Raw genomic sequence first — 24957 nt, 5'->3', positions numbered from 1 at the left:
TTTATAGGGAATGCTGAATGCTAAGGAATCTTGCGCTTTCCCGAGAAATACTTTATTTCTTATTGTATTCACGGACATGGGGTGGACAAACCAAGAGATTTTATTTTTAACAATTTTGTAAGGAACACTGGAGATATAATATAACCCTCATAATCACTATCACGCCTCTATAATTCCTTGACAGACACTTCCTATACCGCTCATTTTTAACAGCTCAAACGAATCTGTCATCGGAAGCCCTCCTGAAGCGGTGTTCAGTGTCATTTGTATACTTCTTTTGCATAACATAACGCTTTCGCATTTGAACAGGCACCGAGCCAAAACACCTGTCCATCTATGGACTGTGGTTTATTTCCCTCCTCATTCGGCCTATAAATACCGAGAGATGTCTTCAGCGACACACCTTCCTTTTTTCCTCGTTTATGTTTCACATGCCTGACGCAACGCCGGAGATCAGGCGAGATCATTTTACTTACAAACACACGACAGGTTCACAGGTTTCATTCAGATTGAATCTGCTGTCGCTTCATGGGGAATTGTGCGCTTTCCCGAGAAATAATTTCCGCATGCGAAAGGGTTATTTCCTCATTTTACATACGAATGATAATCGTACAAGCATCTGCCGTGTTTTTTCATATCCTGTAATGAGGTGATAGAGAATGGTTAAAATTTTTATTGACCCTGGCCATGGCGGCTCTGATCCAGGCGCAACAGGGAATGGCCTTCAAGAAAAAACGTTAACCCTGCAAATCGCTTTTGCTTTGCGTACGATATTGACTAATGAGTATGAAGGCGTTTCTTTGCTGTTGAGCCGGACAAGCGACCAGTATGTCAGCTTAAGCGATCGGACAAACGCTGCAAATAACTGGGGAGCAGATTTCTTTTTGTCCATTCACATTAATGCCGGGGGAGGCACAGGTTTTGAAAGCTATATTTACCCGGGCGTGGGAGCCCCGACGACGACGTACCAATCGGCGGTTCACTCTGAAGTGATACAAGCTGTCGACTTTGCAGACCGCGGCAAAAAAACAGCGAACTTCCACGTCCTAAGGGAGTCTGCAATGCCTGCCCTATTAACTGAGAATGGGTTTATTGATACCGTTGCAGATGCAAATAAGCTGAAAACGAGCAGTTTTATTCAAAGCTTGGCGAGAGGCCATGCAAACGGATTGGAGCAAGCCTTTCATCTTAAAAAGACATCCGGCTCAGGATTATATAAGGTTCAAATCGGCGCATTTAAAGTAAAAGCGAATGCAGACTCACTCGCTAATCGTGCCGAAGCTAAAGGTTTTGACACGATTGTCCTTTTAAAGGACGGATTCTATAAAGTACAGATTGGCGCATTTTCATCCAAAGCCAATGCAGATGACCTTGCTGCCAGAGCAAATAGTGCCGGCTTCGACGCGATTGTCATTCTAGAATCATAATCAAGACACAGACGAGCGTCTCAAAAAAGCCCCGGCTCCTCATTACGAGAAACCGGGGTTTTTTATACTAGAATATCAACAACAAATTGGGACCATGTTTCCAGACGGTTATAGATCTCGTCCTGTTTTAATTCAGAGACTTTCATCCATTTTCCTGCAATTTGCTCCTTTTCTTTCACTTCCACTTGTGAGCCTGGCTTTAATTGAAGCGCAGAAAGAATACCGATATGCACTTTGCCGACACTGTTTTCATCATCATTAATCAATCCCAGTGTGACAATTGCCTGTTTATCCTCTTCGTTGATTTGCAGTTCTTCCTCAAGCTCGCGATCTGTGTTCAGCTTTAAGACTTCAGCAAATGAGGCTGCTCCTTCGATGGAGTTCATATGCCCTCCAAAGCCGAGAGAAAGCTTATTGTGCAGACGTGATTCCCCTCCGCCAGCCAGCCGCTCGTAAAGGAAAACTTCATCTTCTCGCGTAATGACGACATAAGGAATTGGCTGCTTATAATCCGGATTTTCTTCTGCGTCTCCCCTTCTCATTTCACGATAGCCTGTTTCGATCTGAGCCATGATTTCTGCTACTCTGCTATCTTCACTGTTCACACCCTGAAAGGTTAAGCGTTCCTTCTTAAACACGTCATCGCGCGGGGCGACCAAAATGATTTCGTCCATCTTTCCCATGATTGCTGCGTCCTCCTCATTCATTCAAGTCGAAAAGAGCAGATATTAGATCTGCTCAGGCTGTCGAGAAAATTTCGACAGCTTTTTCGAAAAATCAATTGTGCAATAATATAGATGTTTCATTCTGAATTGAACACTAAATATCGTGTATCGGTAGATTAAAAATTAAAAAATGAGGGCTTCTTTGACACCATGTCTTTTAAGCCCCCACTTTCTCTTTAATCTGAGTAGATATTAGATCTGCTCTTTTTCATCTCCAAAATAAAAGTCATCGTCTTTGAGCGGCTCAACTGTCGCTTTTTTATAGCCGTTCCCCTTCATAGAGAAGAAGTCATGCGATTTTGTTTTTGTATTTAATCCGTTTAAAACGATCGGATTAATATCTTCTTCTTCAAAGAATGGCTCAAATCCAAGGTTCATGAGCGCTTTATTGGCATTATAGCGGATAAATTTCTTCACATCGTGTGAAAGTCCGACTTGATCGTACAAGTCCTCTGTATACTCAAGCTCATTTTCATATAACTCATTCAGAAGGTTGATCGAAAATTCGCGTAGCTCTGCTTTTTTCTCTTCTGTCTGCTTATGATAGATTTCCTGAGCAAGGAGACCCACATAAACGCCGTGGATCGCTTCATCACGAAGAATCAGGTTGATGATTTCACCGCTTTGCATCAGTTTCCCTTGCCCATAGAAATATAACGGATAATAGAAACCGCTGTAGAAAAGGAAACTTTCGAGATAGACGGAAGCAACCATCGCTTTGAACAATGAGATTTCATCATCTTTTTGAATGGCTTTGTAAAGGCCGACGATGACTTGCGCTTTTTTCTGCAAATATTTATTTTGCTTAACCCATTCGAATACTTCATTAATCGTTTCAGTCGGTGCCAGGGTCATGAAAATATTAGAGTACGACTTCGCATGGACAGCGTTCTCCATCATCGCCATAAAGTTCAGCACCGCTTTCCGCTGGTGGCCGTCTACGTGTTCAGCCACGATCGGCATCCCCGTATTCCCCTGCTCTGTATCAAGAAGAGTCAGTCCGGCCAGTACCTTCATATAAGTGTCCTGCTCGTTTTTTCCAAGGTACTTCCATGTGAGGAGATCGCCGTTTAAAGCAATCTCTTCCGGAAGCCAGAACTGTTTCACATTTTGGTTATAGAACATTTGGGTAAAATCATCTTCATGCTTTGACCAGTTTGCTGCGTCATAAATTTTTGTCACTATAAACTCTCCTTTAATCAAACAACACAAGAAAGGCAGCTGTCTTGCCCAGTATCTTTTGTTCTTGCATAGTAAATGGTTTTTATTCCTCTGTGATGTGCATACAGATCGATTCGGTTTAAATCACGAGTCGTCATTGTATCTTTTAAGAACAACGTGAAGCTGATTCCTTGATCAATGTGCTGCTGGATTGTCCCGATCATATCTACAACCTTGAACATATCCATATCGTAGGCTTCTTTATAGAAGAACCAGTTATTAGATGCAAGCCCAGGCATTGGGTAGTACGTTTTTGAGTTGCCGTATGTTCTTTCTTCAATCCGTTCCATAATCGGCATGACAGACGCCGTGCTTGATTGAACATATGAGATAGAGCCTGTCGGCGCAATGCATAATCTGTAGCTGTGATACATGCCGTGTTCAGCCACAAATGCTTTTAGCTTTTCCCAATCCTCTGTCGTCGGGATATGCATACCTTCAAACAGAGCAGCGATTTTTTCGTATTTTGGTGAGAAATCAGTTGAAACGTACTTGTCGAAGTATTCACCTGTCGCATAGGTTGATCCTTCATATTGATCAAACGTTTCGCCCTTCTCTTTTGCGATTTCCGCAGAACGCTGGATGGAGTAAAAGTTCACCATCATAAAGAACGTGTTTGCAAAGTCGCGCGCTTCCTGGCTTTCATACGCAATGCCGTTTTGCGCAAGATAGCCGTGAAGGTTCATAGCGCCGAGACCGATTGATTTCATCGCTTTGTTCGCCCGTCTTACAGCAGGCGCATTGCGAATATCAGTCGTTTCAGACACGTGTGTTAAAGAGTCTGTCGCAAGCTTAACTGTCTTCTCGATTGATTTGTGCTCCATGACATTGAGAATGTTAAGCGAACCAAGGTTGCAGGAAATATCCAAACCGATTTCATCTTCTTCGTCATAGTCTGTATATGAAGAAACCTGAGATGCCTGAAGCACTTCAGAGCAAAGGTTAGAGAATTTCACCTTGGAGATATGGTTATTCGCATGCACTTTATTCACGTTGTCTTGGAACATGATGTATGGATAGCCTGATTCCGAACGAAGCATCGCCAGTTTCTCAAGCAATTTCCGCGGGTTGATTTTTTCCTTTTTCACCCGAGGATTGTCGACAAATTGGTCGTACATTTCGTTCATGTCCAGCTCATCCATGTGCTGGCCGTACTCTTTATAAATCGTGTGCGGATAAAATACGTAAGCCGCTTTGTCTTCGCGCGCAAGCTCGACGAACTTATCCGGAATGACAACACCGATAGAGAGCGTTTTGACGCGCACATCTTCATCCGCTGAAATCTTTTTCGTATCAAGAAAATCATTGATATCGCGGTGGAAAATGTTCAAGTACGCCGCTCCTGATCCTTGTCTTTGTCCCATTTGGTCAGCGTAGCGGAACGCGTTATCAAGAAGCTTCATGACGCCTACAACGCCTTTTGTGGCATTTTCAACATCTTTAATGGCTTCACCTTTGGCGCGAAGCTTGGACAAGTTAAGAGAAACCCCTCCGCCGAGCTTAGAAAGCTGCATGGAGATATCGATCGCTCGTGAAATGTCGTTTAAAGAATCATTGACTTCAAGCAAGAAGCAGCTCACCAGTTCACCGCGGCGTTTTCTGCCGGCGTTCAAAAATGTAGGTGTGCTCGGCTGATATTCCTGATTGATCATCAGATTCACATATTCTTTTGCTTTCTCCGTGTCGCCGTTTGCGAAGAACAGCGCAACAATTGAGATTCGGTCCTCATAACGCTCGAGGATTTTTTTCTTGTCATTCGTCTTCAAAGCATAGTCATTATAGAATTTAAACGCACTCATGAAGGAAGGAAAACGAAACTTCTTAGCGTAAGCTGTCTTAAACACGTCTTTAATGTCTTCAAAAGAATACAGGCTTAAGAATTCCTCTTCGTAGTATTGGTTTTCAATCAAATAATCCAGCTTCTCTTTTAAATCGTGAAAGAACACTGTGTTTTGATTGATATAATCTACAAAATAGCTATGTACAGCCTCTTTATCCTTATCAAACTGGAATTTTCCATCTTTTTGGATCATGATTTCGTTATTTAACTGGATCCATTTTGGCACTTGATTTTGTGACAACTCTTTCTACCTCCTGAGTAAACAATTCAACGTCTTTAGATGTGCCGCTGAGTTCAAATTTGTGCAAGATCGGCACCTGATATTGTCTTGAAATGGTATCGGCGCTTTTTGCAAAGTTATCGCCCCATACTTTATTGCCGCTCGCAGCGACTCCTAATAAAAGATGGGCGTATTTTTCGAGAAATGATTGTGTTGATGCCGGTACCTGACCGAAGTTTGTCGTGTAGGTGACCAAAACAAACGGAGTGTCCAAGTGGTCAATTTCGTCCACCTTGCGTATCTGCTGAAAGCCTATTTTATTCACAAACCGCTGAACATTCCCTGTTTTCGAATCAAATATGATTTGTACCACGTTTTATCACGACCTATCAAAAAATATGAATCTCTCATCACTAACACTATATATAGTATACTATCCTCTAACAAAAACACAACATATAGATTTGTTTTTATGAAAAATTCATATTTTGATCAAATCAGGCAAATAGGCAGGCTCATTAGGGCCCAAAAAAGAGAGCAGAACGAGAATGGTCTCTCGTCCTACTCGGGGTGTCGTTTTTAAGCCGATGTATATCATAACATGAAAAAAAACTGCTTAGTAGTCTAGATTTTTTTTTCTTAAGCTATCACAGCATTTTTCACTCTCTACTGTTTCTTCTATTTCAACATCCGCACCGATTTCTTCTAATACCGCCTTCAATGCGCTGATAATTGACGCTTCTCTAATTAATTCTTTTCCGTTCACAATGATGCTTGTTCCATACTCATAGCAAGAATCATCTTCGCAGATTTCTTCCCAATGATTCACGATCACTTTATGCTTCATTTTTTCACCCTCTGTTTGATCTGTCTGTATTTAGTTTAGCGGGAAGCATTCGCTTTGTAAATTCGGATGCTTGTGAAATTTATTCAAGCTCATAATCAGAGTATTCTTTCTTCAGCTTTACCTCATTGCGGGACTCATCATACTCATAAATTTTGATATAGCCGTCCTCCATAACACCAAAATGATTATGCTCAAGAGGAAACGTGGTCGGCTGAGGCGTTTCATAACCTGAATTGCCGCTGTCTGTTTCGATGATGGTATCTTGATTCCCGCACGCCCCGAACAGCAAAAATACAGCTATCCACACAAGCGCTATCCTGATTCGTCTCAGTTCTGTCTCACTTTCAAACAAGGTTGCCGTCACCCCCGGATTCTTTTTTAATACATAATATACCATTTCAACTCACATATGTTGATCTCATAAAAAAAGACCGTGCCTTGGCATGGTCTGCTTACAAATTGTCGAATCGAAATTGGATGATGTTAAAAAACGGCTGCCGGGATTTCCCGACAGCCTTCGCATGCATTAACATGTTGATTTTTGATCTATTCGAGTTCAAGCTGGACGTTTTTTTGCGGCGCAAACGTTGAGATCGCATGTTTATATATAAGCTGCTGCTTCCCTTCTGATTCCAGCAATACGGTAAAGTTATCAAAACCTTTTACCTGGCCCCGCAACTGAAAGCCATTCAGCAAAAAAACAGTGACATACGTATTTTCTTTCCGGATTTGATTCAAAAACTGATCCTGAATATTAATCGGTTTCATGTTTCGTCCTCCTTGATTCTCTATATCATACAGTTTCGATTAAAGTTCGAGTTTTCCTGCTATATGTGTGAAAATTTCCTTTTTTTTCAGCTCCATATCAACGGGCGGTGTCATATCGAACCAGGTAACCTGCATTTTGTTGCGAAACCATGTCAGCTGGCGTTTCGCATACCGCCTTGAGTTCTGCTTTAGTTGAGCGACGGCATCAGAAAGTGTCACAAAACCGTCAAAATAGGCGTATAGCTCCTTATAGCCTATCGCCTGAATCGATTGACAGTCTCTCACATTCCTGTCGTAGAGGCGCTTTACTTCCGGAAGAAGACCTGCCTCCATCATCATGTCGACCCGCTGATTAATTCTTGCATACAGCGTCTCTCTATCCATCGTCAGCCCGATTAACACTGCATTGTACAGGAGTTCTCGTTTTTGCCCCTTCAAATGCTGAGACATCGTTTTTCCAGACGTATGTAAAATTTCCAGGGCGCGAATAACCCTTCTTGTATTATTGGGATGAATCGCAGCTGCTGCTTCTGGATCTGCCGCAGCAAGTTTGGCGTGAAGAAAATCAGCGCCTTCCCGCTCAGCAGCCATTTGCAGGCTCTGCCGAAACTCAGGATCGTTCGCCTCTTCCGTAAATGTATAATCGTAAAGCACAGATTGTATGTAAAGCCCTGTACCGCCGACAATCATCGGAAGCTTTCCTCTTTTTGCAATCTCAGTGATTTTGTTTCTCACTACGTTTTGATAATCTGCGGTGGAGAAGGAATCTTGGGGATCTAAAATGTCAATCAGATGATGGGGCACTCCCTCCATTTCCTGTTCGGTGATTTTAGCTGTTCCAATATCCATCCCTTTATAAACCTGCATTGAATCTCCGCTGATAATTTCAGCGTTCAAGGATTTAGCCAGCTGAATACTTAAATTTGTTTTCCCCACTGCCGTCGGTCCGACTAAAATGACAACGGGCTGCTTTGTATTATTCAATATGTATCACTCTCTTTTATAAATCTCCCCCCATTATAGCATTCATCATGTATAACCACCTATCCATTTTGCCCTTTTTTTGCATCGGTAAACATCCTTCTACCAGCCGAGCGGCTCATTGCCGACGATTTCTCTCGTCTTTCCTTTCAGGACATGCCGATGCGTTTTCTTTTCGTCATCACCAGAAGCATATACAACGCCTCCGTACTGGATCTCAATCGGTTCGTTATAGGCCAGATACGTCGCTTCTTCGATTTTATGATAATGAGTGCCGTCAGTACGAGGAATCGCAGGACCCGAGATTCCGTAATACCGGTGAAAATGACCGTTTTCAAAAGATGTAATCCCTGAAAAATAGTGTGTATGCTGATCGGTATTCGATCCGTTTGCCGGCTGTGTAAACCCTTCAATAAGATGATAATGCCCCTGTTCCCTCGTCGTTTTGGCATGATAAGTGTGTACGTGAGGCGGCGCTTTTGACCAGTCAGATGGATACAGGCCCAATATGTTCACATCCCTTCCATTCCCTCAATTCGCCCAATCAAATCCCGATAGGCTGAATACACTGCATCATCTACACTTTATGACAGGAGGAAAGAAAACATGAATGAAGTAGATCATTATTTTACTGCTGCAGATACAAGGATCATTGGAAGGCCTTTCGGATTCGGAAGACCATTTGGGTTTGGAAGACCTGGATTTGGCTATGGATTTGGTTTTGGCCGGCCATTCGGCTTTTTTGGGGGACCGTTTATCGGTGGCCTTGCAGGCGGGCTTATAGGAAGCGCTTTATTTAATCCTTATTTTTATGGCGGTTATCCCTATTATCCTCCATATCCTTATTACTATTAATGAAAAAAGAGGCCTCTTAAAAAGAGGTCTCTTGTCTGTGAGTAAAATGAATCTCTTGACTGGCCGTTAGGCATGCACTACTATTTTTCTAGCTGACGATTTTATAATCTCAAAACAAATTTGAAGTGAGGAGAATTCACAATGTTGTTAGGATACATATTCCTCACGATTGCTATATGCTCAGAATCACTTGGTGCGGCTATGCTGAAGGTGTCTGACGGCTTTAAAAAGTGGAAACCCAGCGTCATGGTCATAATTGGCTACTTCATCGCCTTTTACATGCTGTCACTCACCTTAAATCACATCCCCCTGAGCCTCTCATACGCGACTTGGAGCGGTGTGGGCACGGTGCTGACAGCTGTGATCGGAGTGAAATGGTTTAAGGAAGAACTGAATGTCAAAGGGCTTATCGGCATTCTTTTATTACTATCGGGAGTCGTGCTACTTAATTGGCAGTAAAGGAGTGATCATGATGAAAGGATTGATTTACTTGGCTCTTGCCATTGTATTTGAGGTTTTCGGGAGTACCATGCTGAAGCTTTCAGAAGGATTTACACAAGCCTTGCCCATTGCCGGAGTCGTTGCTGGATTTCTTTCTGCTTTTACCTTTCTAAGCTTTTCTTTAAAAACCGTTGACTTATCTAGCGCGTATGCGACATGGTCGGGTGTTGGAACGGCGCTTACAGCCATTGTCGGATTTTTGCTTTTTGGCGAAACCATCAGTTTAAAGGGAGTGTTCGGACTCATGCTTGTCATTGCTGGCGTTGTCGTGTTAAATCAGTCGAAAGCCCCTGCTAAAGAAAAAAAACAGACGGTCTGTGAGTGACCGTCTGATTCTTATTCACCAGCCGGTTTTACAGAGGCTTCCAGCTTCAGCTCGACATTTCCTTGAATGGCGCGTGAAATCATGCAAGACGACTCCGCCTTTTCACAAAGCTTGTGCGCCAAGGCGACATCCTCTTGTGAAGCATCCTGTTTGAGGACAACGGAGGGACGGTGAATAATTTTTTTGTATGTAAAGACTCCTTTGGTGACGTCGACAACGCCTTCTGACTCCATCTGCAGGTCTTCTTTTTCCAGCCCGCTTCTTTCCATCATCGCAGCGAGTGTAATAATGTAACAGGTCGCAGCCGCCCCGAGAAGCATTTCATCCGGGTTGGTCCCCTCTCCCGGTCCATCCATTTCTTTAGGAATGGAAATAGATGTAACCAGGTTCCCGCTTTCGATCGTACCAACGTCGTTGCGTTTACCCGGCCAGTTTGCCTTTAAATAAAAATGATGGTCTGCCATCGTCTATTTCGCCTCCTTTTATCATCCTATTTCAGTCTACTGGTCTTCTCTTCTTTTGTCTCCTGATCTGCTTGTTACGAATACTCTTTTTCAAGGACACTGTTGATCGCACGGACATAATCATAAAATTCATTGTTCTTTGTGTATTTCCTATTTTTATAATAAAAATCATCGAAAAAAGCCTCTCTCTGCTCGCGGCTAATTTCCAGCTGGATACTAAGCCCCGTTTCCCCTTTGTTGTTAATGTTATCTGCACTTAATCCGGCAAGGCCGCTTTTAGATGACGCTAACTCAGCGGAAAACCCTCTTCTCTCAAGGGCCCTTACCATCATTTTCGCTCGCTTTCGATCTGTGCCTCCAACAAGTGTATGCTTGTTCTCCCCTTTATATCCGTGAAAAGCCACAACATATTGATGCTCCTTGATTTTCTTTTCAGCCAATGGCTCGTCAAAGTTGGTGCTTGTAATGTGCAGCGTTTGGTTATCCTGTGACTTCAGCCCTTCAAACAGGTATGTAGAGTATTCATTATTGAAATACCGCACAAGCTCGCTTACTCCGCCTTCAATTCTGCCGCCGTGCGGAGACATAATTAACACTTTGCTTCCTTTTTTCTCATTATAGGAAATATCATAATCAGCCGGGCTCTCTTTCTCTGCCAAGCTGCTGAAATTTGAATATGTATCTGGCTGATCAGATGGTTCAGGTTCTAATGAGTAATGAACGTATTTCAGAAATAAGACAATGGCTAAGACTAATATGACATTTAATAGAAATCTTCTCATGTTTAACTCCTTTCATAAGAATGGCACGGTTCATTATATGAGGTTTAGCCAATAGGTTTTATCTTACCATTGTATACGCTATATCATCAGTGAAAAAGTTCCCGGTTTCAAAAAATCAATTGATTGTCACAGTTCATAGCGGTTCATTTCAAATATGAGTGAAAAAAGATTGAGAGAAAAGACAAAAAAGGTAGGAATAACCTCACTTGGCAATTACATGTATAGAGGTGTAAGGAGGGTTTTATTAGCGGCTGTCCGATTGCTGAGACGGACAGCCTTATCGGCCTGCCAAATAAAGGTCTTGTTTATTTGTTCTTACAAAGTCACAGGAGAGAATCGAATCTAACAAAAACGTTCTGATCTGTTGTTTCGAAAAACAAAAAGCTTTAATTTGCGTTTTGCTTTTCTGTCTTACAATAATTGTTCTCTTACTGATCGTTCCGTCTTTCTTCATATATATAATGCTGATTGGTATTTGGCTTTCCAAAGACCGATGTAAGAAGAAATTCATACAGCTGCTCTCCCCTTGCCAGTTTGATATAACAACATTATAATACGAACACACGTTCCGTTTCAATACCTCAATAAATGCCATGACTCCGAATCTGATTCGACAGATTCATAAAAACCAACTCTTGTCCATCTATTATAAAGGACAAACAAACTTACCAAACCTTTCCTCTGCTCATAGAGTATACAGAAAACCTTAAAATAGGAGGAAAATACATGTTTGGGTACTCTATGGTACAAATGGTGAGAGCAAATGCTCATAAGCTAGATTGGCCGTTACGGGAAAGCGTCTTGCAGCTTTACAAGCCCTTCAAATGGACTCCTTGCTTCTTGCATCCATTTTTTGAAACCAAATTGAAAAACCGAAAAAAATTGTCAGTTATTATTGAATTTGAGGAAGGCTGTCACGAGACAGGCTTTCAAATGGCTGGAGAGGTGCTGCAAAAAGAAAAACGCAGCAAGCTAAAAAAACGTTTCAACAAAATCAATTGCTGCAGCGCGGAGGTGACCCCACAAGCGTTAGATTCACTTCTTTCTGAATGCAGCGATATCCGCAAAGTGTATTTAAACCGCGAAGTCAAAGCGCTTCTAGACACGGCAACCGAAGCAGGTCACGCGAAGGAAGTCGTCAGAAACGGGCAGACCCTGACAGGAAAAGGTGTTACTGTCGCTGTTGTCGACACAGGAATCTACCCGCATCCTGATTTAGAAGGCAGGATTATCGGATTTGCGGACATGGTCAATCAAAAAACAGAGCCGTATGATGATAATGGCCATGGCACACACTGTGCAGGTGATGTCGCCAGCAGCGGAGCATCTTCTTCCGGCCAATACCGCGGACCTGCGCCCAAAGCCAATCTAATCGGCGTGAAGGTATTGAACAAGACAGGATCTGGAACGTTAGCAGATATTATCGAAGGTGTGGAGTGGTGTATTCATTACAATGAGGACAACCCGAATGAAGCGATCGATATTATCAGTATGTCGCTTGGTGGCGATGCGCTTAGATATGATAATGAACAGGAAGACCCGTTAGTCAGAGCGGTTGACGAAGCGTGGAACGCAGGGATTGTCGTCTGTGTCGCTGCCGGAAACTCCGGGCCTGATCCACAAACGATCGCAAGCCCAGGTGTGAGCGAAAAGGTGATTACTGTAGGTGCCCTTGACGATAACAATACCGCAACCAGCGATGATGATACGGTCGCATCCTTCTCAAGCCGCGGGCCGACAGTATATGGGAAAGTAAAGCCCGATATTTTAGCGCCGGGTGTTGATATCATTTCCCTTCGCTCTCCGAATTCCTATATAGATAAGCTTCAAAAGTCAAGCCGTGTAGGATCTCAGTACTTTACAATGTCAGGAACATCGATGGCAACCCCAATCTGCGCAGGTATCGCAGCTTTAATTCTTCAGCAAAACCCGGACCTTTCACCTGATGAAGTGAAAGAGCTTTTGAAAAACGGCACGGACAAATGGAAAGATGAAGACCCGAACGTTTACGGAGCGGGCGCTATTAACGCAGAACATTCCATTCCCAGCCAATAGACAGCTTCATAAAGCCGGCAAATCCCTCTGCGGAACTGCCGGCTTTATGTTTTGGATCTTTCCAATAATGAGATAAAATAATAAGAAAACGGAAGAAGGAAGTGGAAAAAATGCCATATTTTTTATGCAAAACATGCGGCGCACAACATGCGCAGACTGTAAATCCGCCGACCTCTTGTCTGATTTGCGATGACGAAAGACAGTATATTCATCCGGATGGACAAGCTTGGACAACTCTTGAAAACATGCGTGAAAATGGTAACCTTCAAAACATCCTTAAAAAGGAAGAAGAGCATCTTTACAGCATCAAAACCGAACCAGAGTTTGCAATCGGACAAACAGCACATTTGATCCAACATGAGGGCTTCAACGCGCTATGGGATTGTATTTCATATCTTGATCAAAAGACAATTGACCAAATCAATGAATTAGGCGGAATTCAAGCCATCGCTTTGTCTCATCCGCATTATTACTCTGCTCAGGTGGAGTGGGCTGAAGCGTTTCAGGCCCCGATCTATATTCATGAAGATGACAAAGAATGGGTGACAAGGCCAAGCAATCACATTCAGTTCTGGTCAGGTGAAACGTTAAACTTGAAGCCGGGACTGGCTCTTCACCGCTTGGGCGGACACTTTAAAGGCGGTGCTGTTCTCCATTGGCGCAACGGCAATGAAGGGAAAGGCTGTCTATTGACCGGGGATATCATTGCGGTTGCGGCCGATCGGAACTGGGTCAGCTTTATGTACAGCTATCCAAATCTCATCCCCCTCCCCGCCTCCAAAGTTGAAGAAATAGCAGCCAAAGTAAAACCGCTGCAATTTAACCGGATTTATAATGCTTTTTCAAAAGTTATCAAAGAAAATGCCGACGAAGCGGTCCAGCGTTCTGCTGTACGTTATATCAAGGCACTGAACAACAAGTTATTTCATACATAAAGGGTGAGGCGGCTCTTTTCCGTGTAAAAGATGCAGCAATTGGGAATAGTATCGTGTAGATTAAAAGGAGGAATATTGATGGCACACTCGAATACACAGCTTTCTCAATGGCTGGAATCAAAAGTCGGCCAAACACTTGATATTAGAAAAGGTGAATTGACCCATGATGAAGAGATTTCAGACTTGGATCAAATTGTTCTCCACCTTGAAAAAGTGGGGATGCGCAGCACCAATCATCCTGATGACTATGTTGCAAACGAAGAACTCGTTTTAGAAGGAGAAGGAACAACATTCACAGAAGAAGGCAACATACCGCTTCCGCAAAATGCCTATGAGATTCCTTTATTAGGTGAGATTCATATTCACCAAGAAAACGAAGGATTGAAGGTTGTAACAGATCGTGCAGTCTATACAATTGATGTCCAGCACAGCTGACAGTCAATTAAATACAGCTTAGCGCCTTTGATTTTTCATTCAAAGGCGCTGCTTTACATACAATATATGTTTGTGCATGCTATACTTAGTGATTTGAACCGTTTCCTTTTACAGCTTTATTAAATTTCTTCCCTTCCGTCTCATATATTTCTTCCACGCAAATTGATTCTACATGCTGCATAATGACACGATTGATCCGTTCTTTATTCACTCGCACAGGGTCAAGCATCGCATGTAAAGCCAAGCCGTCAATCAACGCGTAAAGTCTCTCGGCTTCAATGTCTTTATCAGCACCCTGCTTCAGTAAATCGAATTCATCTAAATAGGCAATCAGTTTCCGCATGCCGCTGTAAATCCCGTCATGATTCGCATCATACATATCCTTTTTATGTCTGGCGTAGACCGTAAAAGCAAACCACACCTCCATCTCTCTAATTGTTTCTTCATTTGTCGGGACAATTTCAAGCAAAATATGCAACACTTTTTCCTTTGGAGGCAAATCCTTCATTGCAATGTCCTGAATTCGGGCCAACGCTTTTTCTTGAACGAGTTTCATTGCAAAATCAAGCAGGTCATCCTGAGTAGGGAAATAATGGCGCAGTGCACCTAATGAAAGCCCTGCTTCCTTTGCAATGTTTCTGGCTGAGGCTCCCTCCATCCCCCGCTTTAAAATCACCCGCCACGTCGCTTCTGCAATTTGTTTTCTTCTTTTCTTATGGTCAACTTGTTTTGGCATGGCTTTATTGTAGCAAGAAAAAAATAAGAGAGCAATTTTTATAATACAGTTGTATTGCAAAAACAAAGGTGATAACATATTATCTAAATAACACAACTGTATTGAAAAGAGGGGAATGGATTGAACGGTATCGCATGGATGATTGTCTTTTGCGAAATTGCGTTTTGGATTGTGATTGCTTTAGGGCTTGCTGTACGCTACCTATTCAAACAACATACATTAGGGCTGCTATTCCTTGCCTTAACCCCAGTGATCGATTTGATTTTACTAGCGGCAACTGCTGCGGACCTTTACCGAGGGGCTTCAGCAACTGCAGCCCACGGGATTGCGGCTGTTTATATCGGTGTATCGATTGCTTTTGGAAAACAAATGATTCAATGGGCTGATGAAACATTTCAATATTATGTGGCAAAACAAGGGTCTAAACCGCTGAAACGCTATGGAATGAATCACGCCAAGCATTATGCGAAAGGCTGGGTCAGACATGTGCTGGCTTACCTTATTGGTGCGGGATTATTAGCAGGAATGATCTATTTTATCAATGATTCTGCCAGAACCGGGGCATTGAGCGGCATTCTTAAACTGTGGACTGTCATCATAGGCATTGACTTTCTCATTACAGCCAGCTATTTTATTTGGCCAAAAAAAGAAAAAGCTTCAAAGAATTTCAGAAGTTAATTTGATGAAAAAGAAGGTCCTTTCCGCTAGTAAAGGGCTTTTTGGTTGTTGTCAATATATGTTATACTGTTTTTCGAAATACTAGAGCCCCTAAACTCTTGCTATTTTTATAGAAATTAGCTTAAGAGCTTCAGATTCTAGTCGAGTAACCGTTGTATGAGTAAGCAGGTGAAAGGAGTGGCATGCTTGAGCCAAAAAGAACAGAACGAGCAGTGTAAAAAGCTAAACCTGAGCTCAACATTAATCGCAATTGTATCTATCATTCTTATCGTTGCCATTGCACTCGCAGTGATCTTCGGCGGCTTTTTCTTCGGGATGAAAGGATTATTCTCCATTCTGGGCATTACTTACGATTCCAATCAAACATTGGTTTTATTTATTTTGGTCTGTTTTGCTGTCGGCTTGATCATAGATCCACTCACAAAGATTGTCTCTATGATTCTGGCAAAATCATTTTCATTGAGAAAGACTGCTCTCTTTACTTTTACACTTTACTTTGTGAGCAACTTCATCACAATCTGTTTCGCAGATTACTTTATGCAGTCTATATATATTCCAGATGTCTTTCTTTTTGTAATATCAGCATTGATGGCTTTCATTGAACTTGCCTTTGGTAACCAGCCGGAAGCGACTTAAAATCGTCTGGGATGATTCAAGCGTTTTTTGTCTTTACATCATTCCCATTGTCTAATTTTGCGAGATAATCGACAACAAAATGTAAAATGATTAGCGGAATAATAGAATCAATGATGATATATAAGCGGAAAACAAAGCCTAGCCAGTGAAGTTCTGATCACTCCCTGCTACAGCCCCTGATATGTATGAGCTCATCCAAAAGGAGTGATCAAACCAGGATGATGACCCAGTTTGAAATGGAACAAAAACACGAGAACAAACATTAAAGACCCTCTATAAATGATTTCCTCCGTTACACCGGCTGTTAAGGATACAACATTCTCATTCAATGAAACAGGCAGGATGGGCTGCGGCCGAAGCCTTTAACTCTTCCGCTCTTTCTTTGCTATATCTCGCCTTATCTTTGGGCTAAGTCTAAAACCGATGATACAATACATCACAGGGATTACATATGAAAGACTTAATCGTTGGAAAAGATAGGATGCAAGGACCGTGAGGATCTATTTGTATTGCCGGCATAGTGAATCTGACTTGGATGAATGAAAGATCAGTAAAAGCGACTAAAGCTACAATAAACAAAGCGGGAATCCATAATCCAATCATCGTACGAACATAACACTTCACTCTTTCATTTCCATTTTCACCAGTCTTGATATTTCTTTTAAACCTTTGGAAATCAAAGTATTCAAATATCGGTTCATAAATCATTAAAAATAGAATGTACGCCAGAAACACATTTCCATCACGAAACACCCTCTTTTCATTTTTAAATTACTCATTTATAAAATCGGGCGACAGCCTCAAATTCTCTTCAACGCAAAACAAAACTCCCTGCTCATAAGAAACAGGAAGCAAAACAATGATGATTGAATTTAGATTCTGCATTCAAAAACAAGGATTCCTTCATTCTCAATAGTCAGTTCATCCAAAATGATAACTATCTTTGGGCTTAATGTCATGTTCTCACCTCCTTATATCCAAAATATACATTTATTTAAATTACTTGTAAATGGTAGCTTGTTATCTGTTATTCCAAATGTGTACAAAAAAAGCATTGATCCATTCAAAGAATGTTTCAATGCTGGAAAAATATATAGGCAAAGGGTATATTCCCCTTCACCACACCCCACTACATCACGCGTTTGAACATCTTTTCCATCTCATATGTCGAATGGTGAATGATGATCGGACGGCCGTGCGGGCACGTAAACGGGTCTGATGTGCTTCGGAGGTCGTCCAGAAGCGCTTTGATTTCGTCGTTTCTGAGGTGGCGGTTTGCTTTGATGGAGCCCTTGCAGCTCATCATAATCGCCGCTTCCTCTCGCAGTTTTTTAATATCAATCTGTTTGGAATCGAGCACCTGCTGAATGACTTCTTCAATCAGCTCGGCTTCTTCTCCCTTTGGAAACCAGGCTGGGTGACAGCGGACGATGTAGCTGTTCGATCCGAATGATTCTAAAAAGACACCGACGCTTTCGAGCTCTTGTTTGTGCTGTTCAATAATCAGCGCCTCGTTCGTGGAGTAGTGGAACGTCAGCGGCACGATCATATCCTGCACCTCAGGCTCAACCTCTCCTACTTTTTCCCGGAAGTATTCGTATTTAATACGCTCTTGTGCGGCGTGCTGGTCAATAATATACAAGCCGTTTTCGTTTTGTGCCAAAATATATGTCCCATGCATCTGGCCGATCGGATACATAATCGGAACTCGCTCAGACGTTGGCTCAGGCTGTTCTTCTTGATGGTGTTCCTGCTCAAATGCTTCAGGCTTTTCTTCTGAAACATCAGGTGCCTCAATGCTTTGTTCCTGCTCAACGATAGGAGGAGCATTAAGTTGAAGAGGCGGCAGTTCTTCCTCCGTGTCAACCGGGTCTTTCACGACTGAGCTTAGCTTCATTGGTGAATAAGATGGCGTTGCTGATTTTTCCGGAACTTTTCTTTCCGCAGGCTTTTCATCAAAGGTGATGAACTGCTGCTCATTTTTGATAACAGATGCCGATTTTTTCGGGAGCTGGGCACTCGGAATCAGCTGCTGCTGTTTAAACACATCTTTAATTCCGTCACGAATTAAATCATGAAGCTCTGTTTCCTTGCTGAGGCGGACCTCAAGCTTCGATGGATGCACATTGACATCGACTAAAATTGGGTCCATCGTAATTTCTATAAAGGTAATTGGATGGCGTCCGATTGGCAGAAGCGTATGATATCCTTCATGCACCGCTTTGACGAGCGGGAAATTTTTAATGTAACGGCCGTTGATTACAGACGACATATAGTTTCTCGACGCCCGTGTAATCTCTGGGAGGGCGATATATCCCTTCACTTCAAAATCCAAAGAACTTACATGCAACGGAAGCATTTTTTTTGCGACAGCCGTGCCGTAAATCGCTGCCAAGACTTGGCGCACATCTCCGTTTCCATTCGTTTGAAGCAGGTTTTTCCCATGATGGCGCAGGCGGATCGATACCTCCGGATGGGCCAGCGCAATGCGGTTGACCACATCTGTAATGTTCCCAAGCTCTGTATGAACGGTTTTCATATATTTCAAGCGGGCCGGTGTGTTAAAAAAAAGGTTGGAAACGACAATTTCAGTTCCCTTTCTGCTTGAGGAACGCGATTCGGAAATGACGTTTCCTCCTTGGAGCACGAGTTTCGTACCTGCTCCTTCACCGGTGCTTGTCGTCATCTCCAGATGTGAGACTGACGCGATACTCGGCAGTGCCTCTCCCCTAAAACCAAGCGTTCTCACCCTGAATAAATCATTTTCATCTTTTATTTTACTCGTTGCGTGGCGGCGAAAAGCACGCTTGCAATCTTCCGTTTCCATTCCTTCGCCGTTATCCAACACTCGAATGGATGCAAGACCTGCTTCCTCAATATCGATTTCAATGACTGTGCTGTCAGCGTCGATCGCATTTTCCACCAATTCCTTGACGACTGAGGCGGGCCGTTCCACAACCTCGCCCGCTGCTATTTTATTTGAAAGCTCATCTGACAGCTGGATGACTTTTGCCACATTCATCACCCCGTTTTAATGTAATTTCTTTTGCAGCTTGTACATTTCATTCATCGCTTCAAGCGGCGTCATATCCAGTATATTAAGTGATTTGAAGGCATCGAGCACTTGCTTTTCTTTTTTAGAAAGCTTCGGCGCTTCAGCCGGCTTTTCCGCTTCTTCAAAAAAGGACAGCTGTGCCGGCTCTTCTTTCACCTGGGGTTGTTGCACCGGCACTTCCGGTTTGTTCCCTGAATGCTCAAGTTCTATTAAAATATCTTGAGCGCGCGAAATAAGGTCTTTCGGCAGCTCGGCAAGCTGGGCTACATGGATCCCATAGCTTTTGTCAGCCGCCCCTTCTTTCATTTGATGAAGAAAGACAACCGTACCGTTATATTCTTCAGCGCGCACATGAACATTTTTCAGCTGCGGCAGCTTGTCCTCTAGAACCGTCAGCTCGTGATAGTGCGTACTGAATAGCGTCTTGGCGCCGATGTGGTCGTGAACATATTCGATAATCGCTTGAGCCAGCGCCATGCCGTCATAAGTGGACGTTCCCCGCCCAATTTCATCAAACAGTATGAGGCTGTTTTCCGTCGCATTCACAATCGCATTTTTCGCTTCAAGCATTTCCACCATAAATGTACTTTGTCCGGAAATCAAATCATCCGCAGCGCCGATTCTCGTGAAAATTTGATCAAAAATCGGAAGCACCGCTTTCTTCGCGGGTACAAAGCAGCCGATTTGAGCCATGATGGATATGAGTGCGATTTGTCTCATATACGTGCTTTTCCCTGACATGTTTGGACCGGTAATGAGAAGCATTTGTCTGTTATCGCCCATCATACAACTGTTCGGAACGTATTCCTGGCTGTCCATGACTTTTTCAACGACCGGGTGTCTGCCGTCAATCAATTCGACTTCATCTTTTGAGAACTCCGGTTTCGTATAATGGCGATTTTCACTGATTGTCGCAAAGCATTGCAGTGCGTCAAGCTCGCTCATCTGTTTGGCAAGCTGCTGCAGCCGCGGAATATACAATTTCACTTTCTCGCGCAGCTCGGTGAACAGCTCGTACTCCAGCTCGCAGATGTTATTTTCCGCTTCTAAAATGAGCGCTTCTTTTTCTTTTAATTCAGGTGTAATGTAGCGCTCTGCATTCGTTAACGTTTGCTTCCGCTCATAGCGCCCTTCCTCAAGCAAATGCAAATTTGCTCTTGTCACTTCAATGTAATAACCAAAGACTTTATTGAAGCCGACCTTTAAAGAGCGAATGCCCGTGTATTCCCGTTCCTGCTGTTCCAGGCGGGCAATCCAGTCTTTTCCGTTTCTGCTTGCATCACGATATTCATCAAGCTTTTGATTGTATCCGTCTTTAATCAGGTTCCCTTCTTTTAACGATAAAGGAGGGTTTGCGTACAGCGCTTCTTCCAGCAATTCAAGGACATCTCCGCACGGGTCAATCCGCTCTGCGCGTTCCTTGGCCTTGTCATGAGCCAGTGAAGCAACAAGCTGTTTGATGCCAGGCACTTGCTTCAACGATTCCTTCAGCTGAATGAGATCCCGTGCATTAACATTTCCAAATGCGACGCGGCCTGCAAGCCGTTCTAAGTCATATACTTCTTTTAACCGTTCACGAAGATCTTCCCGCTCGAAGAAATGGGACATCAAGGTTTCCACCATTTCTTGGCGCTCTTCAATTTGATTGACTCTGATGAGCGGCCGGTCAATCCACTGTTTCAGCAGCCGGCCCCCCATTGCCGTTTTTGTTTCATCCAGCAGCCACAAAAGAGATCCTTTTTTATTTTTCGAACGGATCGTTTCAGTCAGTTCCAGATTTCGCTTTGAGTACAAATCAATTTTCATCGCTTCCTCAAGCTCATACACCTGGACGGGCTGAAGATGATCGAGGCTGCGTTTTTGGGTTCTTTTCAGATACGTATATAAACGCATAAATGTTTTTGTTATATCTTCATTATTTAAGTGTTCAACGATCGTTACATGCTCGTCTGTTTCTCCATCTTCAATTGAGATCGTTGCACCGCATCGCTCTTTCAGCTGTGCGACCGTTTTGGCATCCATGCTTCCTGAAACGACAATTTCACGTGCGCCGACTGAATAAATCTCTGATATGACATCTTCGAGCCGTTCAATCAAGACAGCCAAATTTTCCCCCGTTGTTAAATCAGACAGCGCCAGCCCGTATCCGTTCGAGCAGGCGGAAACAGATGCGATAAAGTTATTTTCTGATTCATGGATGCCTTTGCCGTCCATTACGGTTCCAGGCGTAATAAGCTGAACCACTTCTCGTTTCACGACGCCTTTTGCGGCTTTTGGATCTTCTGTCTGTTCGCAGATCGCCACTTTGTACCCTTTTTTAATCAGCTGCTCGATATACGCGGAAGCAGAATGATACGGCACCCCGCACATCGGTATTTTTTCGGCCGCACCGCCGTCTCTGCTCGTTAACGTAATTTCCAGCTCTTGTGACGCCTTTTTGGCGTCCTCAAAAAACATTTCGTAAAAATCACCCAGGCGAAAAAATAAAAAGGCATCCTGGTGCTCTGCCTTTATTTTTAAATATTGCTGTATCATAGGCGTATAACCTGCCATTGTTTAATCCCTCACTATGTATCAACGTTTCTATTTCCTATCCTTCATTATAACATAAACAAAAAGTGATAAAAGAATGATATATCAATATAAAAAAGAGACTTGGGGGTACTGCCTCCCCTAGTCCCTTTTTTATTCTTCAGGATCTCCCACTAAAAATTCCGGGTTGATGTCTTCCAGCTCTTCATCAAGCTCATCTTCCCAATCTTCTTCGTCATCCTCTTCCCAATCAGGATTGACCTCAACCACTACCTTTGTTTCTCCTACCACTTCCGCCAAAAACTCCCTCTCTGCCTGCACAACGATTTTATTTCCGTTCGGTGAAATGGTCACTTCAAGACAGTTAGGCTGCTGAAGGACTTTGGCAATCACTTCATGCTCATCATCTAAGTAATTGTTGTCTCTGTATCTGAGTTTAATGACATCAACGTATTTTACCCGTTCTGTGACAACCTCTGTTTTGGTGTTGTCCGCGTAAGAGTACCATACATTTATATCATAATACCCTTCAATTTCTACTGTTTTCCCGATTTTTTCTGCATCATACTTGTGGTTAATAATCCAACCGCCCAAAATGCTGCTCGGTTTTTTCTCAGGGGAGATGGTATTGGTGCATTGGGTGAATTTTCTGCCTTTCGCTACTACCGCCTTCGTAATAATTTCCCTGTATTCAGACATTCCGGCATGCCTCCTTGTTCTTCTTCGTGTTATCTTATGCTGGGCATTTGTCTAGTGTGCATTTTTATAATTAAAATATAAAAATACAAAGTTTCTGTTCCATTGTATGCAGGCGTGCCTAGAAACTTTACTTTTAGATGTGATAAAGTTTACTCGCGGCTGAGCACAGAAAAACGAATTGAACATTTGGTACACAGATTATTTAGTTCATTTCGAGCCGCTTCAAAATAAAAAACACGGGCCTGTAAAGGCACCGTGTTTAGAAAGAACAGCTGTTATTAGAATGTTTCACCTTCGAACCGGTTTCCCCTTTCAGCAGGTTGCCTCCGGTTGATGTAATGATTTCATTTGTGACTTGGTTGGAAATGGTGTGTGCAACGAGCTGGAGAAGGTCATTTACCTCCATCTGCGAGTCTCTGAATTCCTGAATGACAGGGATCTCTTCAAGCTCTTCTTGCAGCGCGTCAATTTTTGCTTCTACTTGTTTGAGCGCTTCATGCTTTTCATAATGCTTCAGATTGACAGCTTGCTTTTGCAGGGCTTTAATCTGATTAACGATTGCAGACACTTTGTCATTCTCATTGATTTGCGCTTCAGCCCGTTTGAAAAAATCAACCTCTTCTGTTTCAGAGATCATTTTTGCAAGGTTTCGCGCTTGCTGTACAATGTCTTTTTTTGAGTAGACCGTCATCTTATTTCACCTCGATTGCTTCTCCTACCATCTCTCCGTCAAGCGACCATGTTTTCGCTTGCTGGATTTTCACACGGACGATTTTGCCGACGGCTTCCTTCGTCCCTTTGAAATTGACAAGCTTGCTTTTTTCAGTGTAGCCGGCAAGAATATCAGGGTTATTTTTGCTTTCACCCTCAACTAATACTTCGACAACCTTGCCTTCGTATTCCTTCATTTTTTTAGCAGAAATTTCTTTCACCAGTGCGTTCAGACGCTGCAGGCGTTCTTTTTTCACACGCATCGGTACATTATCTTTCATTTTGGCAGCCGGAGTGCCCTCGCGCGGAGAGTAAATGAACGTATAGGCGCTGTCAAATTCCACTTCACGGTAAAGAGATAGCGTTTCTTCAAACTGTTCGTCCGTTTCGTTCGGGAATCCGACGATAATGTCTGTTGTTAAAGAAGCGTTTGGCATTGCCTCTTTGATTTTTCTAACGAGCTCCATGTATCGCTCTCTGTCATATTTGCGGGCCATCAGCTTCAGAACCTCTGAGCTTCCTGATTGAACCGGCAGATGAATGTGATCAAGCAGGTTGCCGCCTTTTGCCAACACGTCAATGAGATGGTCGTCAAAGTCACGCGGATGACTCGTTGTAAAACGGATTCTCGGGATATCGATTTTTCTCAGTTCATCCATCAAATCACCGAGGCCGTACGTGATATCTTCAAAGTCTTTTCCGTACGCGTTTACGTTTTGGCCTAATAGTGTAATTTCCTTATAGCCTTCACTTGCGAGCCTTCTCACTTCCTGAATAATTTCTTCAGGGCGGCGGCTTCTTTCTTTTCCGCGTGTGTAAGGCACGATGCAATACGTACAGAATTTGTCACAGCCGTACATGATATTGACCCAGCCCTTAATTTTCCCGTTCCGGACTTTCGGAAGGTTTTCAATCACGTCCCCTTCCTTAGACCAAACTTCTACGACCATTTCTTTTGAAAGGTATGCTTCTGACAAAAGCTCCGGCAGGCGGTGGATGTTATGCGTTCCGAAAATCATATCGACAAACGGATGTTTTTTCAAAATCCGGTTCACGACTGATTCCTCTTGGGACATACAGCCGCACACGCCTAAAATCAGATCAGGATTGTTTTTTTTCAGCGCTTTTAAGTGTCCCAGTTCACCAAACACCTTGTTCTCGGCATTTTCACGGATCGCACATGTGTTTAACAAAATGACATTGGCATCGTCAACGGAGTTTGTCGCTTCATAACCGAGCGCCATAAAAATCCCTGCCATAACCTCTGTATCATGTTCATTCATTTGGCAGCCGTACGTACGGATATAGAACTTTCGCCCGTCTCCCAATCCTTTAAATTGTTCAGAAATTGTAAAGTCATTATGATAAGTAACGGCTTCCTTGCCCCGTTTTTTCGCATCTTTTAAAGAAGGCGGAATATAAACAGCTTCAAAGTACTTGCTGTAATCCTTCTCGGATTTTTTGTCCGATGGATGAACTTGTCCGCTCTCTAATTTTTGTTTTTCATTCATGTGATTATTTCTCCTTTC

Annotated in this window: 27 protein-coding genes; 9 read left to right on the top strand and 18 right to left on the bottom strand. The window is 43.0% G+C overall.

Features of this window, described 5'->3' with window-relative positions; genetic code table 11:
- Window positions 1-659: 659 nt before the first annotated feature.
- Complete coding sequence (locus tag M1D98_RS09090; RefSeq protein WP_456280183.1) at window positions 660-1427, top strand: N-acetylmuramoyl-L-alanine amidase; 768 nt, start codon at window positions 660-662, stop codon at window positions 1425-1427.
- 62 nt (window positions 1428-1489) lie between these two features.
- On the opposite strand, the gene M1D98_RS09085 is transcribed toward M1D98_RS09090, so the two are convergent.
- The 9 genes from M1D98_RS09085 to M1D98_RS09045 all read right to left on the bottom strand — a co-directional run bounded on the left by M1D98_RS09085 (window position 1490) and on the right by M1D98_RS09045 (window position 8545).
- The gene (locus M1D98_RS09085) at window positions 1490-2110 is read right to left on the bottom strand and encodes a hypothetical protein (protein ID WP_121642622.1); all 621 of its coding nucleotides are present in this window, start codon (window positions 2108-2110) and stop codon (window positions 1490-1492) included.
- Window positions 2111-2344: 234 nt separating this feature from the next.
- Entirely contained in the window at window positions 2345-3334 is a 990-nt protein-coding gene (gene nrdF, locus M1D98_RS09080) for a class 1b ribonucleoside-diphosphate reductase subunit beta (RefSeq protein WP_010328377.1), read from the bottom strand.
- A 17-nt stretch (window positions 3335-3351) separates the two neighbouring features.
- The gene (gene nrdE / locus M1D98_RS09075) at window positions 3352-5454 is read right to left on the bottom strand and encodes a class 1b ribonucleoside-diphosphate reductase subunit alpha (RefSeq protein ID WP_121642621.1); all 2103 of its coding nucleotides are present in this window, start codon (window positions 5452-5454) and stop codon (window positions 3352-3354) included.
- Entirely contained in the window at window positions 5414-5806 is a 393-nt protein-coding gene (gene nrdI, locus M1D98_RS09070) for a class Ib ribonucleoside-diphosphate reductase assembly flavoprotein NrdI (protein WP_003221104.1), read from the bottom strand. Before nrdI ends, nrdE begins: the two co-directional genes overlap by 41 nt.
- 243 nt (window positions 5807-6049) lie before the next feature.
- On the bottom strand, window positions 6050-6280 hold the full coding sequence (locus tag M1D98_RS09065; protein ID WP_003238362.1) for a hypothetical protein: 231 nt from the start codon (window positions 6278-6280) through the stop codon (window positions 6050-6052).
- Window positions 6281-6359: 79 nt separating this feature from the next.
- Window positions 6360-6632 (bottom strand): YmzC family protein, encoded by a 273-nt coding sequence (locus M1D98_RS09060; protein WP_026014443.1) that lies wholly within the window; start codon window positions 6630-6632, stop codon window positions 6360-6362.
- A gap of 194 nt (window positions 6633-6826) precedes the next feature.
- Window positions 6827-7048, bottom strand: coding sequence for an RNA chaperone Hfq (hfq, locus tag M1D98_RS09055; RefSeq protein WP_003221097.1), 222 nt, complete (start codon window positions 7046-7048; stop codon window positions 6827-6829).
- 39 nt (window positions 7049-7087) lie between these two features.
- Window positions 7088-8032 carry a tRNA (adenosine(37)-N6)-dimethylallyltransferase MiaA gene (miaA, locus tag M1D98_RS09050; protein WP_010328374.1) on the bottom strand — a complete coding sequence of 315 codons (945 nt, stop codon included), beginning with the start codon at window positions 8030-8032 and terminating at the stop codon, window positions 7088-7090.
- Between the two features lie 99 nt (window positions 8033-8131).
- The gene (locus M1D98_RS09045; protein ID WP_121642619.1) at window positions 8132-8545 is read right to left on the bottom strand and encodes a YmaF family protein; all 414 of its coding nucleotides are present in this window, start codon (window positions 8543-8545) and stop codon (window positions 8132-8134) included.
- Window positions 8546-8635: 90 nt separating this feature from the next.
- Here M1D98_RS09045 and M1D98_RS09040 point away from each other — a divergent pair, with 90 nt between their 5' ends.
- From M1D98_RS09040 to ebrB, 3 genes are all read left to right on the top strand, one after another.
- A complete protein-coding gene (locus M1D98_RS09040) occupies window positions 8636-8884 on the top strand; it encodes a hypothetical protein (RefSeq protein WP_010328372.1) in 249 nt (82 codons plus the stop codon).
- A gap of 141 nt (window positions 8885-9025) precedes the next feature.
- A complete protein-coding gene (ebrA, locus tag M1D98_RS09035; protein WP_010328371.1) occupies window positions 9026-9343 on the top strand; it encodes a multidrug efflux SMR transporter subunit EbrA in 318 nt (105 codons plus the stop codon).
- Between the two features lie 13 nt (window positions 9344-9356).
- On the top strand, window positions 9357-9710 hold the full coding sequence (ebrB, locus tag M1D98_RS09030; protein ID WP_121642618.1) for a multidrug efflux SMR transporter subunit EbrB: 354 nt from the start codon (window positions 9357-9359) through the stop codon (window positions 9708-9710).
- Window positions 9711-9721: 11 nt separating this feature from the next.
- Here ebrB and M1D98_RS09025 read toward each other — a convergent pair whose 3' ends face one another.
- The 3 genes from M1D98_RS09025 to M1D98_RS09015 form a co-directional block, all read right to left on the bottom strand.
- Window positions 9722-10174 (bottom strand): OsmC family protein, encoded by a 453-nt coding sequence (locus M1D98_RS09025; RefSeq protein WP_010328369.1) that lies wholly within the window; start codon window positions 10172-10174, stop codon window positions 9722-9724.
- A 74-nt stretch (window positions 10175-10248) separates the two neighbouring features.
- On the bottom strand, window positions 10249-10956 hold the full coding sequence (locus M1D98_RS09020) for a poly-gamma-glutamate hydrolase family protein (protein ID WP_010328368.1): 708 nt from the start codon (window positions 10954-10956) through the stop codon (window positions 10249-10251).
- 277 nt (window positions 10957-11233) lie between these two features.
- Entirely contained in the window at window positions 11234-11467 is a 234-nt protein-coding gene (locus M1D98_RS09015; RefSeq protein WP_010328367.1) for a hypothetical protein, read from the bottom strand.
- A gap of 215 nt (window positions 11468-11682) precedes the next feature.
- Here M1D98_RS09015 and M1D98_RS09010 point away from each other — a divergent pair, with 215 nt between their 5' ends.
- The 3 genes from M1D98_RS09010 (at window position 11683) to M1D98_RS09000 (ending at window position 14381) form a co-directional block, all read left to right on the top strand.
- Complete coding sequence (locus M1D98_RS09010) at window positions 11683-13011, top strand: S8 family peptidase (protein ID WP_121642617.1); 1329 nt, start codon at window positions 11683-11685, stop codon at window positions 13009-13011.
- A gap of 110 nt (window positions 13012-13121) precedes the next feature.
- Window positions 13122-13946 (top strand): MBL fold metallo-hydrolase, encoded by an 825-nt coding sequence (locus M1D98_RS09005; protein WP_435576664.1) that lies wholly within the window; start codon window positions 13122-13124, stop codon window positions 13944-13946.
- 78 nt (window positions 13947-14024) lie between these two features.
- Window positions 14025-14381, top strand: coding sequence for a hypothetical protein (locus M1D98_RS09000; protein ID WP_435576665.1), 357 nt, complete (start codon window positions 14025-14027; stop codon window positions 14379-14381).
- 85 nt (window positions 14382-14466) lie between these two features.
- On the opposite strand, the gene M1D98_RS08995 is transcribed toward M1D98_RS09000, so the two are convergent.
- On the bottom strand, window positions 14467-15117 hold the full coding sequence (locus M1D98_RS08995; RefSeq protein ID WP_435576666.1) for a TetR family transcriptional regulator C-terminal domain-containing protein: 651 nt from the start codon (window positions 15115-15117) through the stop codon (window positions 14467-14469).
- Between the two features lie 120 nt (window positions 15118-15237).
- Between M1D98_RS08995 and M1D98_RS08990 the strand changes: the two genes are divergently transcribed.
- Both M1D98_RS08990 and M1D98_RS08985 read left to right on the top strand, forming a co-directional pair.
- Window positions 15238-15795: a hypothetical protein gene (locus tag M1D98_RS08990; RefSeq protein ID WP_010328362.1), complete on the top strand. Its 558-nt coding sequence runs from the start codon at window positions 15238-15240 to the stop codon at window positions 15793-15795.
- Window positions 15796-15981: 186 nt separating this feature from the next.
- Complete coding sequence (locus tag M1D98_RS08985; RefSeq protein ID WP_268559014.1) at window positions 15982-16431, top strand: YrvL family regulatory protein; 450 nt, start codon at window positions 15982-15984, stop codon at window positions 16429-16431.
- 1129 nt (window positions 16432-17560) lie between these two features.
- Here M1D98_RS08985 and mutL read toward each other — a convergent pair.
- The 5 genes from mutL to miaB form a co-directional block, all read right to left on the bottom strand.
- On the bottom strand, window positions 17561-19447 hold the full coding sequence (gene mutL / locus M1D98_RS08980; protein WP_435576667.1) for a DNA mismatch repair endonuclease MutL: 1887 nt from the start codon (window positions 19445-19447) through the stop codon (window positions 17561-17563).
- 15 nt (window positions 19448-19462) lie between these two features.
- Window positions 19463-22039, bottom strand: coding sequence for a DNA mismatch repair protein MutS (mutS, locus tag M1D98_RS08975; RefSeq protein ID WP_121642602.1), 2577 nt, complete (start codon window positions 22037-22039; stop codon window positions 19463-19465).
- Between the two features lie 132 nt (window positions 22040-22171).
- On the bottom strand, window positions 22172-22717 hold the full coding sequence (cotE, locus tag M1D98_RS08970; protein ID WP_003231833.1) for an outer spore coat protein CotE: 546 nt from the start codon (window positions 22715-22717) through the stop codon (window positions 22172-22174).
- A gap of 259 nt (window positions 22718-22976) precedes the next feature.
- Window positions 22977-23408: a regulatory iron-sulfur-containing complex subunit RicA gene (gene ricA, locus M1D98_RS08965; protein WP_121642601.1), complete on the bottom strand. Its 432-nt coding sequence runs from the start codon at window positions 23406-23408 to the stop codon at window positions 22977-22979.
- A 1-nt stretch (window position 23409) separates the two neighbouring features.
- A complete protein-coding gene (gene miaB / locus M1D98_RS08960) occupies window positions 23410-24939 on the bottom strand; it encodes a tRNA (N6-isopentenyl adenosine(37)-C2)-methylthiotransferase MiaB (protein ID WP_039074009.1) in 1530 nt (509 codons plus the stop codon).
- Window positions 24940-24957 lie beyond the last annotated feature (18 nt).

It is taken from the genome of Bacillus sp. K7 (genome assembly GCF_053903245.1).
Note: the sequence above shows the minus strand (reverse complement) of the source record. Positions and strands in the feature narration are given on the sequence as shown.